General features: G+C 56.5%; 13 protein-coding genes and 1 pseudogene. 4 read left to right on the forward strand and 10 right to left on the reverse strand.

The features are described 5' to 3' along the window. Positions 1-25 precede the first annotated feature (25 nt). Positions 26-721 carry a 5-formyltetrahydrofolate cyclo-ligase gene (locus tag IE188_RS14600; RefSeq protein WP_191287255.1) on the forward strand — a complete coding sequence of 232 codons (696 nt, stop codon included), beginning with the start codon at positions 26-28 and terminating at the stop codon, positions 719-721. Positions 722-816: 95 nt separating this feature from the next. Next, positions 817-2,172, forward strand: a complete 1,356-nt coding sequence (gene gdhA / locus IE188_RS14605; RefSeq protein WP_191287256.1) for an NADP-specific glutamate dehydrogenase — start codon at positions 817-819, stop codon at positions 2,170-2,172. 117 nt (positions 2,173-2,289) lie between these two features. Here the strand turns inward: gdhA and IE188_RS14610 are convergent. Next, positions 2,290-5,264, reverse strand: a pseudogene (locus tag IE188_RS14610) (Tn3 family transposase). A 135-nt stretch (positions 5,265-5,399) separates the two neighbouring features. Here IE188_RS14610 and IE188_RS14615 point away from each other — a divergent pair. Both IE188_RS14615 and IE188_RS14620 read left to right on the forward strand, forming a co-directional pair. Further along, entirely contained in the window at positions 5,400-5,960 is a 561-nt protein-coding gene (locus IE188_RS14615; RefSeq protein WP_191287257.1) for a recombinase family protein, read from the forward strand. A 192-nt stretch (positions 5,961-6,152) separates the two neighbouring features. Then, positions 6,153-6,725 (forward strand): excinuclease ABC subunit UvrA, encoded by a 573-nt coding sequence (locus IE188_RS14620; RefSeq protein WP_191287258.1) that lies wholly within the window; start codon positions 6,153-6,155, stop codon positions 6,723-6,725. A gap of 402 nt (positions 6,726-7,127) precedes the next feature. Here IE188_RS14620 and IE188_RS14625 read toward each other — a convergent pair whose 3' ends face one another. From IE188_RS14625 to IE188_RS14665, 9 genes are all read right to left on the reverse strand, one after another. After that, positions 7,128-8,927: an aminopeptidase P family protein gene (locus IE188_RS14625; RefSeq protein WP_191287259.1), complete on the reverse strand. Its 1,800-nt coding sequence runs from the start codon at positions 8,925-8,927 to the stop codon at positions 7,128-7,130. A 1-nt stretch (position 8,928) separates the two neighbouring features. Then, complete coding sequence (locus IE188_RS14630; RefSeq protein WP_229836886.1) at positions 8,929-9,903, reverse strand: ABC transporter ATP-binding protein; 975 nt, start codon at positions 9,901-9,903, stop codon at positions 8,929-8,931. Positions 9,904-9,914: 11 nt separating this feature from the next. After that, positions 9,915-10,907 (reverse strand): ABC transporter ATP-binding protein, encoded by a 993-nt coding sequence (locus tag IE188_RS14635; protein ID WP_191287261.1) that lies wholly within the window; start codon positions 10,905-10,907, stop codon positions 9,915-9,917. Positions 10,908-10,917: 10 nt separating this feature from the next. Next, complete coding sequence (locus tag IE188_RS14640) at positions 10,918-11,784, reverse strand: ABC transporter permease (RefSeq protein ID WP_191287262.1); 867 nt, start codon at positions 11,782-11,784, stop codon at positions 10,918-10,920. Then, positions 11,781-12,722, reverse strand: coding sequence for an ABC transporter permease (locus tag IE188_RS14645; protein WP_191287263.1), 942 nt, complete (start codon positions 12,720-12,722; stop codon positions 11,781-11,783). The genes IE188_RS14640 and IE188_RS14645 overlap by 4 nt, the downstream gene beginning before the upstream one ends. Positions 12,723-12,784: 62 nt before the next feature. Beyond that, the gene (locus IE188_RS14650; protein WP_191287264.1) at positions 12,785-14,371 is read right to left on the reverse strand and encodes an ABC transporter substrate-binding protein; all 1,587 of its coding nucleotides are present in this window, start codon (positions 14,369-14,371) and stop codon (positions 12,785-12,787) included. 107 nt (positions 14,372-14,478) lie between these two features. Further along, complete coding sequence (locus IE188_RS14655) at positions 14,479-15,075, reverse strand: helix-turn-helix domain-containing protein (RefSeq protein WP_191287265.1); 597 nt, start codon at positions 15,073-15,075, stop codon at positions 14,479-14,481. 241 nt (positions 15,076-15,316) lie between these two features. Further along, positions 15,317-16,831: an aldehyde dehydrogenase (NADP(+)) gene (locus IE188_RS14660; RefSeq protein ID WP_191287266.1), complete on the reverse strand. Its 1,515-nt coding sequence runs from the start codon at positions 16,829-16,831 to the stop codon at positions 15,317-15,319. Positions 16,832-16,927: 96 nt separating this feature from the next. Then, positions 16,928-17,608 (reverse strand): GntR family transcriptional regulator, encoded by a 681-nt coding sequence (locus tag IE188_RS14665; RefSeq protein WP_191287267.1) that lies wholly within the window; start codon positions 17,606-17,608, stop codon positions 16,928-16,930. Positions 17,609-17,619: the final 11 nt, after the last annotated feature.

Raw genomic sequence — 17,619 nt, forward strand, 5'->3', positions numbered from 1 at the left:
CTCAAAACGGTTTCAAGGTGATGACATGAGCGACCAATTCAAAAGCCACCGCTGCCAAACCGGCTTTTCCTCGCCACCCTGCTACGACGCCGAGGGCGCGACAGAGTCGTGCGATACGTTGGGGGTCGTCCCCAAACAGGCACAGGACGTGGCCCGCTGGCGCAAGGCAGAACGCATTCGCCTGCGCGACGCGCGCCAGGCATTGTCGGTTGCTGCGCGCAAGAAGATCGGCGCGGCGCTGGCCGGGCATCTGCAGCAGGTGCTGAAAGACCGTTTTGCCGGGGCGCGGGGCATGGTGTTATCTGCCTACTGGCCGATCAAGGGCGAACCCGACCTGCGTCCGCTGATGGCCACGCTTCACGACGCCGGCGTGACGGTCGCCCTGCCCGTGGTCGAAACCAGGGCCGCCCCGCTCACCTTCCGCCACTGGACACCCGAAACCCGCATGGTGCGCGGCGACTGGAACATTCCCGTTCCGCCGCCCACCGCACCCGTCGTCACACCCGACATCGCGCTTGCCCCCCTTGTCGGCTGGACGGCGGATGGCTATCGCCTCGGCTATGGCGGCGGCTATTTCGACCGGACATTGGCGACGCTGGACCCGAAGCCCTTTGTCATCGGCATCGGGATCAAAGCGGCGCAGCTTGCGACCATATATCCGCAACCCCATGACATCCCGCTCGATCTGATCCTGACCGAGATCGGCTTGCACAGCGGTTGAGGATCAAATAGCTGGATTGATGAGGGTGCGTTTATGTTGCTGACGCACACATCTTCCGCGCCACTTTAACACCCCTCCGCAAAGCGACAAACTACATGAACAATATCGACGAAAAGCTGCAACCGATCCTGTCCGAAGTGATGCGGCGCAATGCCGGCGAGCCGGAATTTCATCAGGCCGTCCATGAGGTGATGGAAAGCCTGGGGCGCGTCGTCGCGAAACACCCTGATTATCTCGAACAAGCACTCATCGAACGGATCTGCGAACCCGAGCGCCAGATTATCTTTCGCATTCCCTGGGTGGACGATCAGGGCAACGTCCAGATCAATCGCGGCTTTCGCGTCCAGTTCAATTCGGCCCTCGGCCCCTACAAGGGCGGGATGCGTTTCCACCCCTCGGTCAACCTGGGGATCATCAAGTTCCTGGGCTTCGAACAGATCTTCAAGAATGCACTGACCGGCCTGCCGATCGGTGGCGGCAAGGGCGGTACGGATTTCGATCCCAAGGGCAAATCCGATGGCGAGATCATGCGTTTCTGCCAATCGCTGATGACCGAACTGCACCGCCATCTGGGCGAGCAGACGGATGTACCAGCTGGCGATATTGGTGTCGGCGGGCGCGAAATCGGATATATGTTCGGGCAGTACAAGCGCCTGACGAACCGCTATGAGTCCGGCGTGTTCACCGGCAAGGCCATTGCCCACGGCGGATCCCGCGCCCGAACCGAGGCAACGGGTTTCGGGAACACCTATTTCACCAAGGCGATGCTTGAAACCCGCCAGACCGATTTCGACGGCAAGCGCGTGGTCGTGTCCGGCGCGGGGAATGTGGCCATCCACACCATCGAGAAAGTGCAGTCCTTTGGCGGCACGGTCATCGCCTGCTCGGATTCCAGCGGTTATGTAGTAGACGACGCCGGGATTGATCTGTCCTTGCTGCAGGAAGTCAAGTCCGTGCGCCGCAAGCGCATCTCGGAATATGCGCGGCTTCGGGGGGATGGCGCGCATTTTGTTTCAACCGACAAGGGATCAATTTGGGATTTGCCCTGTGATGTGGCGATGCCCTCGGCCACCCAGAACGAGCTGACGGGCAAGGACGCGAAGTCACTGGTCAAGAACGGTGTGCTGGCGGTCGGCGAAGGCGCGAACATGCCCTGCACGCCCGAGGCAATCCGGATCCTGCGCGAGGCCGGTATCCTGTTCGGGCCGGGCAAGGCAGCGAATGCAGGGGGCGTTGCGACCTCGGCATTGGAAATGCAACAAAACGCCAGCCGTGACCGCTGGAGTTTTGAACAGACCGAACAACGCTTGGCACAGATCATGCAGAGCATCCATGATCGTTGTGCTGAAACGGCCGATGAGTATGGCGCGCCCGGCGATTATGTCCTGGGCGCCAACATCGCCGGTTTTGTGCGGGTTGCCGAAGCGATGCGTATGCTGGGCGTGATCTGAGCCACGCCATCGCGTCAGCGAAAAACCGGGGCGATCTCGTCTTTGCCTGGCAGCTTTCACTGGGGTCACTGCATAAAAGTGACGTTATTGTCCGGCTCGTGCGAACGAACAGGGAACTCAAGCGGCATCGCGAAGATCATTTTTTCGAAGTGGCCTGAGGCGATCTGGGCTGAGCGGCGGGTTCATGTTCCACAGGTAGTCACCAGTCAATCCGACATGGGCCCAGCCAAGCGGCGCGATGTGTTTGGTGATTTCATCTGGGATGGCCACGCCGCTCTGTCGGAGATCGGTGATGGAGGCTTCCAGATATTTGGTGTTCCACAGGATGATGGCGGCAACCAGGAAGTTGAGGCCTGACGCCTTGTGGATCTGATGTTCGTAGCTGCGATCGCGCATTTCTCCGAGCTGGTTGAAGAAGACCCCGCGAGCAAGAGCGTTTCGGGCTTCGCCTCTGGCCAGGCTTGCGCTGGTTCTTTTTCGCAATTCCAGGCTGCGCATCCATTCCAGAGCAAAGAGGGTTCGCTCCAACCGCCCCAATTCGCGCAAGGCAATTGCGAGTCCGTTTTGCCTGGGATAGGCGGACAAGCTCTTGAGGATCGCCGATGCGGTGGCGGTCCCGGCCTTGACGGAGGTCGCCAACCTGAGGATTTCGGGCCAGTTGTCGACAATGTGACCTGCTTTGATGGTGCCGCCGATGAAGGGCGTCATGATGGCCGGGGGCTTCATTCCAGGCAGAAGATACAATTTGCGATCCTTGAAGTTTCGCAAGCGTGGCGCGAAGCGGAATCCCAAAAGGTAACACAATGCAAAGACGTGATCCGTCGCGCCGCCAGTGTCCACATGATGCTCTTCGATTGTGACACCCGATTGGTGGCGAAGCAGACCATCCAAAACGAAGGGTGCTTCGCTTTCTGTGGCGGTGATGACCGTCGAGTGGAACGGGCTGAACTGATCGGAGATATGGGTGTAGAACTTGAGACCCGGGGTGCGACCGTATTTTGCGTTGATATCTGCAGAGGCTTCACCGCGGCCACCAGCCCGAAAGAACTGCCCATCTGAAGATGATGTCACGCCATCCCCCAGAGTTTGGCCAGCGGGAGCTCGCGTTGCATGTCGATCAAACAGGCCAAGGCGGCTGAATAGGTCTCTTCTCGCAAATGCCAATCATGCGCCCATGCGATTTGCCGGGCAGACAGATTGTGGGTTGCAGCGGCCATACGGGATACGCTCAGATTGACACCGTCCGCCAAGACCGCAGCGAACAGCGCCTTCTGATCTTCCGCCGGTCTACCCGAGCGATAATGGGTGAAGCATTCCGCAAATCCGGTCCAGGCGTTCACCTCCGTCAGCAGGTCGGGGATCTTGATTTGTGGCAATTGCCCATAGACCAGTCGGCTCATGGCCGTGGCGGCGTCGGGTGTTTCGTCTTTGACCGGGGTAATGCTCAGGGTGCCGCCCTGAATGGCGGCATCCGGCAGCGTTCCCGCTTCAGCCCGGGCCGCGACAATGGTTATGGCCTCCTCAATCTGCTGTTGCCGCTCTGCAAGATAGGTTTCTGCATCTGCCGCGGCGGCGATCGGCAATGATCCCTCGGTACGCAATATCTCGAACGTGGCTTTGGGAATGAGCCGATCATCGAAGTTGCGGCGCTGCCGGCTTCCTTCGACCCAGACATCCCCTGCCCGAAGCCGGTCGCGCAATTCGAAATACACGCAGAGCTCGTATGCGCGCCGGTTGACCTCCCCCGGTGCCGGAAAGACAAACGGGCGCCAGGCCTTCCGGATGAACCCGGTCGGCGGGTTGTCGGGCAGGCTGCGCTTGTTCGCCTCATACATGATGCGCAAAAGATCGACCGCGCGCAGAAGACTGGCGGCGCTGGCCGCTCCTTTGAAGGTGAAGCCCCTTAATATCATGGGCGCAAATTGGCGGGCCGTCTGATATTTTCCGATGAGCTCCGAGTATTTGTCGGGCTTTCCGTCTCCCAGGGCGGTCTCAATTGCGGCCGTCGCACTCTCAATCTCATCCCAATTGGCCGTGTCCAGCATCCCGTTGAGATCACCGGTTTGCAGGCGCGCTGTCAGGGCCTCACGGCAGAAGGTTTTGAGAGACTGCAAGGGGCGGATGATGTCCATCAGGAGCTGGGATGCTTTGTCGTAACTTTGCCGTTCCGCCTTTCGAAAGCTCCGACCCAGCAATTTATCGAACATATCCAATGCAAGGTCGGTGAGCTGTTCTTCCAGCCGCAAACAGGCGGCCGACAATACAGCCCATAGCCGGGGCAAGGCCATACGCCGCAGGTTTTGCACCGTGATCCGCAAGCCTTCGCCGGCCAGACTGTCGAGCGCCGATGTCGAGATGTTCTGACGCAAACTGGTGGGCAAGCTGATCTCCCGAACCACTGTCAGGCGATCCAGAACAGCCTTGATGGATTTGGCCGAGGCTGATTTGGGTGCTGCTTTCAGCCAGCTCAGCATCGACACCTCGCCCGATTCAGGTGGCGCAATCAATGCACGCAAGGCGTCGTGGTGATCCGGATGCAGATCTTGGGTCAACGCGGAAATCCTGACATTTTCCGCACGCCGGATCGCATGCCTGACAATCAGTTCAACGGTACGGCGCGCCGGGACCAGGATACGTCGGCGCCTCAGTTCTTCAATCAGCGAGATCGCCAAAGGCTCGGCCTGCGGGTCTTCTCCGGCAGATGGTGTAAGCCAATGAACAAGTTCCCGTACGAGGGATCTTGTGAAGGCCTGATATCCGAACCGGGCAATGATTTGCGCGATATGTTCGCGTCGCGTCTGCGGGCGTTGATCATATGCCAACATATCGGAGGCGCTGGCATCAACCTGATCGGCAAGAAAGGTCAGCACAACGTCATTGGGCTGTTCTCCAACCTCACGAACCCGCCCGGGATGGCGCATGTAAGCCAAAGACACGGCATAGCCCAGACGCGCCGCTGCGGTCCGTTTTCTGGCGACAGCCTCAATCTCATCCGGGGTGAGCGTACAATGCATCGCAACCTCTCGATCGCCCAAAGGCGGTGCCATCAGCCGAGACCAAAAACTTGCCGTCAATATTTGTCGCCGTGCCATGAAATACCCATCTTCCCATCCATGTCCTGAAAACGCTCGTTTGGCGGAACGTCCCGTTCCGTCCGCCAATATGGCTTGACAACGGGAAGTCGGACAAGTTGATTTAAGGACGGGAAAACGGACAAGACTATCTTCATGGATCTGATTGGATATGCGCGGGTCTCAACCACTGACCAAAAACTGGAACCACAGGTGGATGCGCTCAAAGCCGCGGGCTGCGTAACCGTGTTTGAGGACGTCATCTCCGGCGCCAAAGCAGACCGCCCCGGCTTGAATGATGCGCTGGCCTTTCTGCGCAAAGGCGACACACTCGTCGTCTGGAAACTCGACCGCCTGGGCCGATCCATGAAGCACCTGGTGGAAACCGTGACAAATCTCGGAGACCGTGGAGTTGGCTTCAGATCCCTGACCGAAGGCGTGGACACAACCACCTCCGGCGGCACCTTGGTATTCCACCTGTTCGGCGCGTTGGCCCAGCTTGAGCGCGACCTCATTGTCGAGCGCACACAGGCCGGATTGAAGGCTGCCGCAACACGCGGCAGAAAAGGCGGACGCAAGCCTGTCGTGACGCCCAAAAAGCTGGAGCAGGCCAGAGCCCATATTAGCGATGGATTGACCGTCCGAGAGGCCGCAGCGCGCCTCAAAGTAAGCAAAACAAGCCTCTACAATGCCCTCAGAGACCAGAAATCCAACTGAAGCCAGGGATGTTCCCGTAAAGTTCGCGCGAACAGGACGATAATGCCACTTTTATGCAGTAACCTCAATCAGCTCGGCTCCAGCCTGACTGAAATGCTATACATTATGGATGAACCAAGCACTGGACTGCACCCTCGGGATGTGAGCCAGTTAAACGCACGCCTATAGAAGTTGCGCGACCGCGGAAACACTGTGCTTGTCGTGGAACATGATCCCGATGTGATCGAAATCGCAGATCACGTTATCGATGTCGGCCCAAAGGCGGGCAACGGTGGCGGACAGATCATGTTCGAAGGCAGCTACGCCGAGTTGCTTCGATCTGATTGCCTGACGGGTCAGGGCTTAACGGCGAAGCGAAAGATCAAGGATTCCTTCCGAAAGCCTAACGGATATTTCCCGCTCCGCGATGCGCGCTCGCACAATCTGAAAGGCGTCGATGTCGATATTCCTAAAGGAGTATTTGTTTGTGTGACAGGTGTGGCGGGGTCAGGCAAAAGTTCTCTGATCAATACGGAGTTCTTGAAGCATTACCCCGAGGCTGTCGTCGTGGATCAATCGGGCATTGGCAGGTCAAGCCGTTCAAACGCGGTGACGTATACAGGCGCCTTTGATGACATGCGCAAAGTGTTTGCCTCTGAGAACAAGGTGTCTCCCAAACTGTTCAGCTTCAACTCGTCTGGCGCTTGCCCTCGCTGCAAGGGCCTGGGATATACCGAAACTGAAATGGCCTTCCTCGACCCGGTCAAAACGACCTGCGAGGATTGAGGCGGTAAGCGCTACAGCCCGACAACTCTTGGCTACACCTACAAAGGCCGTTGTCTGAGTTTCATCGAGAATGCGATTGCTCCACCGAGGCCGGAACACCCCACCTCGGCCAGGCTGAGCAACATGTTTCGGCGGAGCGCCCACCTAGAACACATGCATCCAGAAGAGCCGTGAACCGATCTGCGTATCGGCTCATACAAGGCCTTGCTCTGGACCTGTCACGGTTTGATGCCGCTCCTTTGATAGCATTTACTGCACCAATGGAGACAGACTATGGGACTGAAACGGACGGACGAATTTCGCCAAGATGCGGTGCGGATCGCACTGACGAGTGGGCTTACGCGTAAGCAGGTGGCTTCGCCCATTTTCAGGAAACCGACGCTGTGCATTACGTTATCTGACTTATGCTACATTCGATTTAGACAGAAGCCACGTTTTCGCTTGGTCCGATAGGTATGGCGATAGCTCATATGCTACCTTTTTGTGATAAGTCTCCAACCAAACTCTTTCCCCTACGGTCAATGCGTCCATAATCAACATGTCGGTTTGGATCGGAGCGAAGGTCATATTTCTGAATGACATAAACCCGTCATCTTCAAGAACGATATCGAACAGGTTTTCGATGCGAATACCGTAATGGTCGGCTTTGTAGTATCCAGGCTCGATCGATAGGACCATTCCGGGCGCTAAATCAACCGGACTGACTGGTTTGCCGATGCGTTGGGGATGTTCGTGAACCGACAGTCGATGGCCAATGCCATGCCCCGTGCCGTGGTCATAATCCAGACCCAGATCCCACAACGGACGGCGACAAATCGCGTCAATATGGTGGCCCTGCGTGCCTTGCGGAAATCGAAGGGTCGCCAGCGCATAGAATGCTTTGAATACGGCGGTATAGGCACGGTCATACCCCTCAGGACGCTGGCCAAACGAGAAACTGCGCGTCGCGTCGGTCGTGCCCGTGTCATATTGCCCGCCACTGTCCAGAAGATATGGATTTTCAGGTAGAATCAGCGCGTAGCGGTCCGGCGTTGCGGCGTAATGGCACATCGCCGCGTTGCCAGCCGCCGCCGAAATCGAATTGAAACTTTCGCTCAGAAAGCCGGGTCGGGCTTTGCGAAACTCGAGGATTTTGTCCTCGGCCTCGCGTTCGGTCAGGGGGTTGCCTGCGGCGGCGCGGTCGGGCACCTCTTGCGCCAACCATGCGCTGAATTCGGTCCACGCGACGCCATCCTGTATGTGGCAGGCGCGCAGCCCTTCGATCTCGGTCGGGTTTTTGTGGGCTTTGGTCAATGTCAGATTGCTACATTCGCTCAGAACGCTTGCCCCAGCGCCTTCAACCACCTGCCGCACAGCAACGGGTGAGAAATCTGGATCAATCAATACCTTATGTCCTGCGGTGATGCGCTTCCCAAGGGTTGGCAACAGTGCCCTTTGCGCCAGTATTTCAACATTTTCGGGCAGGCTGCTGCGATCAAAATCCCGCAGCTTTTCAGCGTTCACAAACCACGTGATATCGCCGTTTTTGCTGACCAGCAGGAACGAATGCGGCATCGGGTTGAAATCCACATCCCCCCCGCGCACGTTCAAAAACCACGCAATGTTGTCGGGCTGAGTGTCGACGATGAAATCCGCCTCGGCCTGTTTTAAGTGGGCGACAAGATCATTGCATTTCTCAGCACAGCTTTTACCCGCGAATTGCAGCGGAAATTCGGTGATCTGCGCAGCCGGTGGCGCGGGTTGATCCGGCCAGACGGCATCCACGGGGTTGTCACTTTGCGCAATCAAAGCAGCCTCAATCGGATCGCACGCAGCCTTAAACCGATCAAACCACGCGGGGGGCACGTGCATTGGATCATATCCAACGCGCCACCCCTGCCCTGCTGTTTTGCCCAACCAATCTTCGGGCGGATCATCGAACAAATGATGATGCGAAAACAGCGGGCCAGAACATTCATTGCCCAGCTGCACGCTGTAACGCCCATCCACAAACACCGCGACGATGTCTTGCGTCACAATCGCCACACCGGCTGATCCGGTGAACCCCGTGACAAAAGCCAGCCGCCGGTCATGCGGAGCAACATATTCACCCTGATGGGCGTCATATCGCGGCAAAATAAACGCATCCAGCCCGCGTTTTGCCATTTCATCACGCAAGGCAGCGATATGTTGCGCGGGGCCGGTGAAAGCGGTGTCAGGCATCTTAGTTAAGCTCTTCAACATGGTGGCAAGCCACCTCGCCCCGGCCATCACGTGGCAAAAGGGCGGGCACCTCGCGTTTGCATAATTCTGTGGCGTGACGACAGCGCACGTGAAACGGGCAACCCGAAGGCACGTTCAACGGCGATGGCAGCTCTCCCTCAAGCCGGATGGCTTTGCCTTTGTCGTCTGGGTCCAATGACGGCGCAGCGCTGAGCAGAGCTTGAGAATACGGATGTGACGGGCGCGAAAAAAGCGTTTCGCTGTCACCGATTTCAACAATCCGCCCCAGATAGATCACAGCGACCCGATTGGACACATGGCGCACCAGACGCAGATCATGGGCGACAAACAGGATGGTCAGGTTCAGACGCTCTTGCAGTTCGAGCAGAAGGTTCACCACCTGCGCCTGCACCGACACATCAAGCGCCGAGACCAACTCGTCGGCGATCAGAACCTCAGGCTCCACCGCCAAGGACCGCGCAATGGCAATACGCTGCCTTTGCCCGCCGGAAAACTCGTGCGGAAGTTTGTCTGCGGCATCTTGCGGAAGCCTGACCAAATCCAGCAACTCGGCCACCCGCGCGGGTATTTCATTGGCGGGGCGCATATCATGCACACGCAACGCTTCGGACAGGATCTGGCCCGTTGTCATGCGCGGGTTCAGCGATGAATACGGGTCTTGAAACATCATCTGAACGCGCCGGTTATAGCTGCGATCCTTCTTGGCCTCGGCTTCGAAAATGTCCTGCCCGTGGTAATGGATTTGCCCGTGTTGTGGTTCGTAAAGGCGCACGATACAGCGCGCGAGCGTGGATTTCCCGCACCCACTTTCCCCAACAACACCAAGGGTTTCGCCCTTGTTCAGCTGAAGGCTGACCCCGTTCAGTGCGTTCACCACACGTCCGGGGCGTCGTTGCACCACGTCATACAAAGTGCGCCCCAGCGGAAATTCCAGCCCAAGGTTTTCGATTGTCATCACCGGCTCGTTCATGCGGCACCTGCCTTTTCAGCGGCAACAGGGTTGAAACACGCCACACGCCGATCATCCGTAATGGCATCAAGAGTTGGACGCGCGGTCAAACAGCGTTCCGTCCGGTTCTGACAACGTGATGCAAAGGCGCAGCCGACTGGCAAAGCCTCAAGACTGGGCGGAGTGCCGGGCACCGAATACAGCTGCGTGCGTGGGGGCACGTTTTGCGGCACCGACCGCATCAATCCGACCGTGTAAGGATGGCGCGGAGCGCCCAAAACCTGACGCACCGCACCTTGTTCTACCACGCGCCCCGCATACATGACGGCGACGTTTTCACAGGTTTGTGCCACCACCCCCAGATCATGCGTGACAAGGATCACGCCCATCTGCATTTCATCGGCCAATGACAGGATCAGATCCAGAATTTGCGCCTGAATGGTAACATCAAGCGCCGTCGTTGGTTCATCCGCCAGCAACAGTTTCGGGCTGGCCGCAAGGGCAATGGCAATCATCACACGCTGGCGCATGCCACCGGAAAACTGATGCGGAAATTCACCCAGCCGCGACGCGGCCGATGGGATACCAACATGATCCAACATCTCGATCGCACGATCGCGACGGGCGGCGCGGTTTAAGTCGGTATGCGCCTTAAGCGTTTCGGTCAGCTGCATCCCCACCGTCAGCAACGGATTAAGCGAGGTCATGGGTTCCTGAAAAATCATCGCGATTTCACGGCCACGGATATGGCGCAGTTTGCGCTCAGGCATTGACGCGATATCTTGCCCCAGCCAGCGAACTTCGCCGGTCACATCGCCGTAACGACGCGACAATCCAAGGATGGACCGCAGAGTCACACTTTTACCCGACCCGCTTTCGCCCACGAGACCAAGCACTTCGCCCTGCCCGACCGAAAAACTGACGTCGCGCACGGCCGGAAGATCGACCCCACCACGACGAAAGGTGGTGCACAGGTTGCTAACCTCAAGAATTGGTTTCTGATCTATCATATCTGCCCCCTCACCCACGCGGCCGCAACAGATCGGCCAAGCCGTCGCCCATCAGCGAAAACCCAAGACCCGTCAGGACAATGGCGACACCTGGCATCAAACTGAGCCACCATGCGGTTGTGATGAAATTCCGCCCCTCGGCAATCAACACACCCCATTCCGCTTGCGGCGGCTGCGCGCCCAGCCCCAGATAGCCAAGCGATGACCCCAAAAGGATCGCCAGTGCCATATCTGTCATCCAGTAAACAATGACCGGCGTGATTGCGTTGGGCAGAAGGTGCCGAAAGATAATGCGACGGTCGGAATATCCCATGACAACACCAGCGGCGGAATAGTCGTTGCCCATCTGGGCAATCACCTCGGCGCGCATCAGTCGGGCATAGTAGACCCAACCAACCATCGTGATCGCGATATACATGTTGATCAGTCCCGGCCCCAGAACAGCGACGACGGCGATGACCAGCACAAGGAATGGAAACGTAATGATCGCGTCGACAAAGCGGCCAAAGATCATGTCAGCCACCCCGCGATAATAGCCGACCAGAGCCCCCACTGTGACACCAATGATCAGCGCAAAGATGGTGGCGAGCAACGCCATTTGCATGTTGACCGTGTAGGCCGAGATCACACGGCTTAGACTGTCACGCCCCAACATGTCGGTGCCAAACGGATGCGCCCAACTGGGCGGCTGGCGCACCGCGTTATAGTCAATGAAGTTCGGGTCATAAGGGGCAAACAGCCCTGGCGCGATGGCCAGCAAACTGGAAAACCCGATAATGGCCACACCGATCAGGAACCCCGGCTTGCGGAGCGCTATCTGTAAACGGGTTTTTTGCGGCTTTGTGGCCTCGGATTCAGACAGGGATATGTCGCTCATGTCAGACGCATCCTAGGATCAAGTGTGCTTTGGAACAGGTCGGTCAGCAAAAAGACCACCGACACCAGCACGGCAAAGGTTAAGGTAAGCCCCTGAATCAGCGGGTAATCTCGGGCAAAAATCGCCTCGAGCATCAGGCGCCCAACACCGGGCACGGCAAACACGGTTTCGGTGACAAGGGTGCCGCTCATCAAATTGCCGATGGACAGGCCCAACAGGGTCACGGTTGAAATCAAGGCGTTGCGCAGCACATGGCGACCAAGGATCAACCGGTTCGGCAGCCCCTTGGCGCGGGCGAACTGGACATATTCGGCATCCAGCACCTCGATAATCGCGGATCTGAGGTTTCGCATGATGATCGCTGACGTATAAAGCGCAACGGCGACCGAAGGTAAGAACAGATGGTAAAGCCGTGCTCCGAACGTGTCGCCGTATCCGCCAACGGGAAACCAACGCAGCTGAGCGGCGAGGAACGTCAACAATATCAATCCGATATAGAATACTGGCATGGAAAGCCCGACCTGAAAGACGGTGCGGATCAATACATCCGGCCAACGCCCCCGGTTCAACGCGGCAACAAAAGCCAACGGCCCTGCAATCAGCAGCGAAAGCCCCACCGCATACAGGGTCAGAAAGGCCGTGGTGGGCAGACGGTTGAAAATCACCTCGGTCACCGGCGCGCGCATCAGGATCGAGCTGCCCAGATCACCTTGGATCGTATTGGTCACAAACAACCAGAACTGCACCAACATCGGTTCGTTCAGGCCAAGCCGTTCGCGGATCGCCTCCAGGTCCGCATCGGATGCTCGATCCCCTGCAATCGCGATGGCCGGATCACCAGGCAGAAACCGCACCAGCACAAAGATGATGATCATCACCAGAAAGAACGTGGGGATCATCAAGAACAGGCGTTTGAGAATGTATTGAAGGGTCGCCAACCGTCCATCCTTTCCAGACAAAGGCGCACCGCCGGATCATTCCGGCGGTGCTGGGTCAGATTTTAACGGCTGACGGTCGCTTCTTCGAAGATGTTGTTACCAAGCGGGGTCTGGACATAGCCATCAACTGACGCTGAAACCGCTACTGCGAAGGGCGTTTCATACATGAACAACAGGGGCGCTGCTTCGGCATAGATCGCCTGCATATCCGCGTATTGCTGTGCACGTTTCTCAGGGTCGATCTCGGTTTGTGAAGCTTCATAAAGAGCGTTGAATTCGGCGTTATCCCAACCCGTGCCAACCGCATTGGCCGTCGGGGTATAGCCCAACCAGCCGACCACCTGACCTGGATCGTTCACATCGTTCACCCAACCATAGGTGTGAATGTCAAATTCACCCGACCGGTTCTTCGCACCACGTGTTGGCCCATCGACCTGTTCGACTACAAGATTGATGCCCAAGGGTGCCCACATTTGTTGAAGCGCTGCGAAGATCGTGCTGTCATCAGCTGAGCCCGCCAACGTGGTGAATGTGATTTCCGTGCCTTGTTCAAGACCGGCTTCTGCAATCAACGCCTGCGCCTTTTCCATATCATAGCCATAAAGCGGGCCTGGATTCGTAGATAGCGGCGTCGCGGCGGCCATCAGGGGCGACGTCATGGGCTTTCCTGCACCCTGAAGCACCAACCCAATCAACGCGTCCTTATTGGTGGCATAGTTGACCGCCTGTCGCACGCGCACATCTGCCAGCGGGTTGGGCGAGCCATCTGCGCGTGTCTCGCGGGTGTTGATCGGCGAATAGATGATCCGCGTTGAGGGGAACAGGTTCATGTTGATTGCCGGATCGGCGTCCAACTCCGGCACGCGCGAGAACGGGATGAATTCAGCCACATCAACTTCGCCAGACTGCAGCTTTAGGATACGTGTTGCGTCATCCGGGATGATCTGGAAGTTTACGCCCTCAAGATAGGGCAAGGGTTTTCCATCCGCCCCGTCACGCCAGTAATTTTCGTTGGCGCAAAACTTCATCGATGTGCCTTGCTCAAAGCCGCACAGATAAAACGGGCCGGAACCAACACCAGGACCACCTGACGCAAATATTGCAGCGGATTTTTCCTGGTCTGTTGCGCCTTCGGCTGCATCAAAAACTGCTTTCGACACAATACCCGTGGTGAACGTGGCCAGCATCGACAGAATGGTAGGATCGGGATTGTTCAAATTGATGGTGATAGCGTTGCCTTCAGCGGAAACACTTTCGATGGACCCCAACAGTCCCGACCAAGGGCTCTGATCAGGTTCACGCGCGCGATCCAGCGAAAAAACAACGTCTTCGCCGGTTAAAGGGGTTCCGTCCGCAAAGGTCACGCCATCGCGCAGGGTCAGTGAAACCGTCTTGCCGTCATCTGATACCGAATGATCTTCGGCCAAACCGGCAACGACCGAGTTTCCGTCAGCGCTGGGGCGTAGCAACGTATCAAACAGGCTGCCGACCATCCAGATGTCGGGGTTGCGGTCGGCATAGATCGGGTCGATTAAGTTCGATCCGTCATATCGCGCAAAGTTCAAAACGCCGCCGCGTTCCTGGGAAAAGGCTGGTGCAGCGATCGCCGTCGAGATGATTGCAGTCGCAAGCAGTAGGTGTCGTTTCATTGATGAGTTCCTCCCTGAACGATTCTTTGGAATCGAACTCATATTAAACGAATTTTTATAATTACTAAAATAAATTATAGTATGGCTGTTCGACCTCCAACATATGGCTATTCAGGGATGCTTCTTATTGGCGTTGAACTGATCCACATCTCGACGGTTTCTGTATCACTGATGACTTTTGAATAGTGGGGTTTGGATGTGTCGTGATGGATGGTATCACCTGCTGACATAACGTGAACCTCATCACCCAGATGATATTCAATCTGACCTTCCATCAAGTAGCAGAACACTTCGCCCACGTGACACATTTTTTCCGAAACATGTCCTGGCGGGCGATGAATTATGGATGGATGGAACAACGCCCCTGCAAACCCCGGGCCCAGTTTCTCATAAAGCCTTCCATTCAGTCCCAGCGAGTAAGTTTGCCTCTTATCCTTTTGAATATGTTCACTATATTCCTCTGGAACACTCAGCAGCTGTTCAATGCTTGTTTGAAGGGACGCAGCAATCGACAGTAACGATGCCAAGGACGGAGAGCTGATACCGCGCTCGACTTGCGAAATGAAACCCGTCGTCAGCTCAGCGTCTTTGGCAACCTCGACCAGTGTTTTACCCATCGCTTTTCGCCGATGTCGGATTGCAGCTCCCAACAGGGCTGGTTGATCCTTTTGCTTCTCGGCAGCTTGGACAGTCGCATTGCTCATTTCGTCCTCATTCTTGCAAAAGCTTATTCGATCCAGTCGTTTTAGTTGACGGAAAAACACTTATGTTTGCAAGGTAACATATACGGCAAGATTTTTATTTACACTAAAATTAATTATAGCCCCTGTACATCAGGATACGTGGGCTGGTTCTGTGCGAAGCCTAAAAGTGAACCTGCGTGTTTCAGTTCAAAAAGAAACGGACACGAATTGCCCGTGCCCGCCCACCTTAAGTCCTTCTCTGTCACACCAGATCATCGGGCAATAGTCCTGCCGGAATGCTTTGATAGCACACCGGGCGCAAGAACCGTCGAATTGACAATGTCCCCACTGAGGTCGCACCAAAGTTGGTCGAGGCAGGATACGGCCCGCCGTGAACCATTGAATCACAGACCTCTACCCCGGTCGGAAAGCCGTTTGCCAACACACGCCCGGCCTTGCGTTCAAGAATAGGGATCAACGACGCAGCGGCGGCGTGATCCTCGTCGTCGACGTGAAGGGTGCAGGTCAACTGCCCTTGAAGGTTTCGTGCAATGCGCTGCATGTCTTCCAACGTGTCGGCCATCACGATCACTCCAAGTGGGCCAAACACCTCTTCCGACAGGCTTTCATTTGCGAGCCAGTTCTTTGCGTCGGTGATGAACAAGTTCGGTGAAGCTGACCGTTGATCGCAGCTTGTTACCAATAGTTTACGCACACCGTCAGTATCCGCGATCCGACGCTGACCCGCCTGATAGGCCGCGGCAATTCCATCGGTCAGCATCGTTTGCTCTCCGACATCTGACAGAGCAGTTTTCGCGCTTTCAGCAAACTGATCCGCCCCAGCACCTGATAGAACGATCGCTATTCCGGGATTGGTGCAGAATTGTCCTGCGCCCATCGTCAAAGACGCAGCCCAGCCCTTTGCTATCTCCTCGGACCGGTTGTCCAAGGCGGCATTCAGAACAAACATCGGATTGACTGAGCCAAGCTCTCCAAAGAACGGAATGGGCTCTGAGCGGGCCGCACAAAGATCAAACAACGCCCGGCCGCCGGCCAAAGACCCGGTGAATCCCACAGCTTTTATCAATGGATGCTGCACCAGCGCAGCCCCAACCTGGCGGTTTCCGCCTTGGATCAAACTGAACACACCGGCATGTAGATCACATTTCTGAATAGCGGCGTGGATCGCTTCGGCGATGATCTCACCTGTGCCGGGATGGGCGCTGTGTCCTTTGACGACAACCGGACACCCTGCGGCCAGGGCTGCGGCGGTGTCACCACCAGCCGTCGAAAAGGCCAGCGGGAAGTTCGAGGCGCCAAACACGGCAACCGGTCCAATGGGGCGTTGAATCATGTGCATCTCGGGCCGCGGCAAGGGTGCACGATCCGGCAAGGCAGCGTCATTGCGCCGGTCCAAATAGTCGCCCTTCAAAATATGGTCAGCAAACAAACGAAGCTGGCCGGTTGTGCGACCACGCTCACCCGCCAGCCGCTCAGCGGGAAGCCCAGTTTCCTGCGTGCCAATTTCCGTGATTTCTGTCGCTCGCGCCTCAATCTCGTCGGCGATGCTGTTCAGAAAGGCCGCGCGGGTTTCGCGACTTGAATACCCATAGCTCCAAAACGCGTCTTCTGCGGCCTGAACAGCGGCATCAACATCGCTCACCCGTCCTATTGCAAAGCTATGTGCTGCGCCGGTAGCGGGGGATGATGAAAAGGTTGCATCGCCGGCAGTCCAAGCGCCAGCAATCAGATGTTTACCATGGGGATTGAAGGTCATCGTATCCTCGATTTCTGGATGGCACGATATGTGCATGTTCAGATTTCGGATAATGTATCCAATATCCCGCAAATCACAACCCCCTACGCGACACCGTCATTCACCTTCCGTTGCGCGCCTTGCTGCAACCATTTCCAACAACTGGGTTTTGGTCCGAAGGATATGTTGGGTCAGCATCTCGCAGGCCACGTCAATTTTACGCTCCTGCGCAAGTTTCAACATATTCCGATGTTCGTCCTTGGCGGGCTCTCGCTGCTCCATAACACTCAGGTTCATGCGAACATATCGATCTGATTGTAGATTAATTCGCTGAAGAAGCTCGTTTGTCAGCCCACGGTTCGCGGCGGCGTAAAGCGCGGAATGGTAATCGTAGTTCAACGCTCCCCATTTGCTGACATCATCGGCGTCATATGATTGTTCCATTCTGTCCAATATATCTTCACAACGCGCGAAATCAGTTGACGTCATTGCAGGGATCGCACGTCGAAACAGGTCAACTTCAATGAGGATTCGCAGGTCAAAAATCTCGCCGATCTCGGCCAGCGAATGTTTCGTGACCGTGGATCCACGGTTCGTGGTCAGGTTGACAAGCCCCTCTGCATCCAGCCGCTTTAGCGCTTCGCGGATTGGCATACGTGAGACTTCATATTCTTCCGCCAAGCTTTCCTGACGAATGGTTTCGCCCTCTGCAAGTTCTCCGCTTAGAATTCGCTCTCGCAAATCGTTGGCGATGACATCTGGAAGACTTTGCCTTGGTATTGCACGCCTGCTTGTCATGATGCCTCCCA

Source organism: Aliiroseovarius zhejiangensis (genome assembly GCF_014656375.1).
GTDB classification, from domain to species: Bacteria; Pseudomonadota; Alphaproteobacteria; order Rhodobacterales; family Rhodobacteraceae; genus Aliiroseovarius; species Aliiroseovarius zhejiangensis.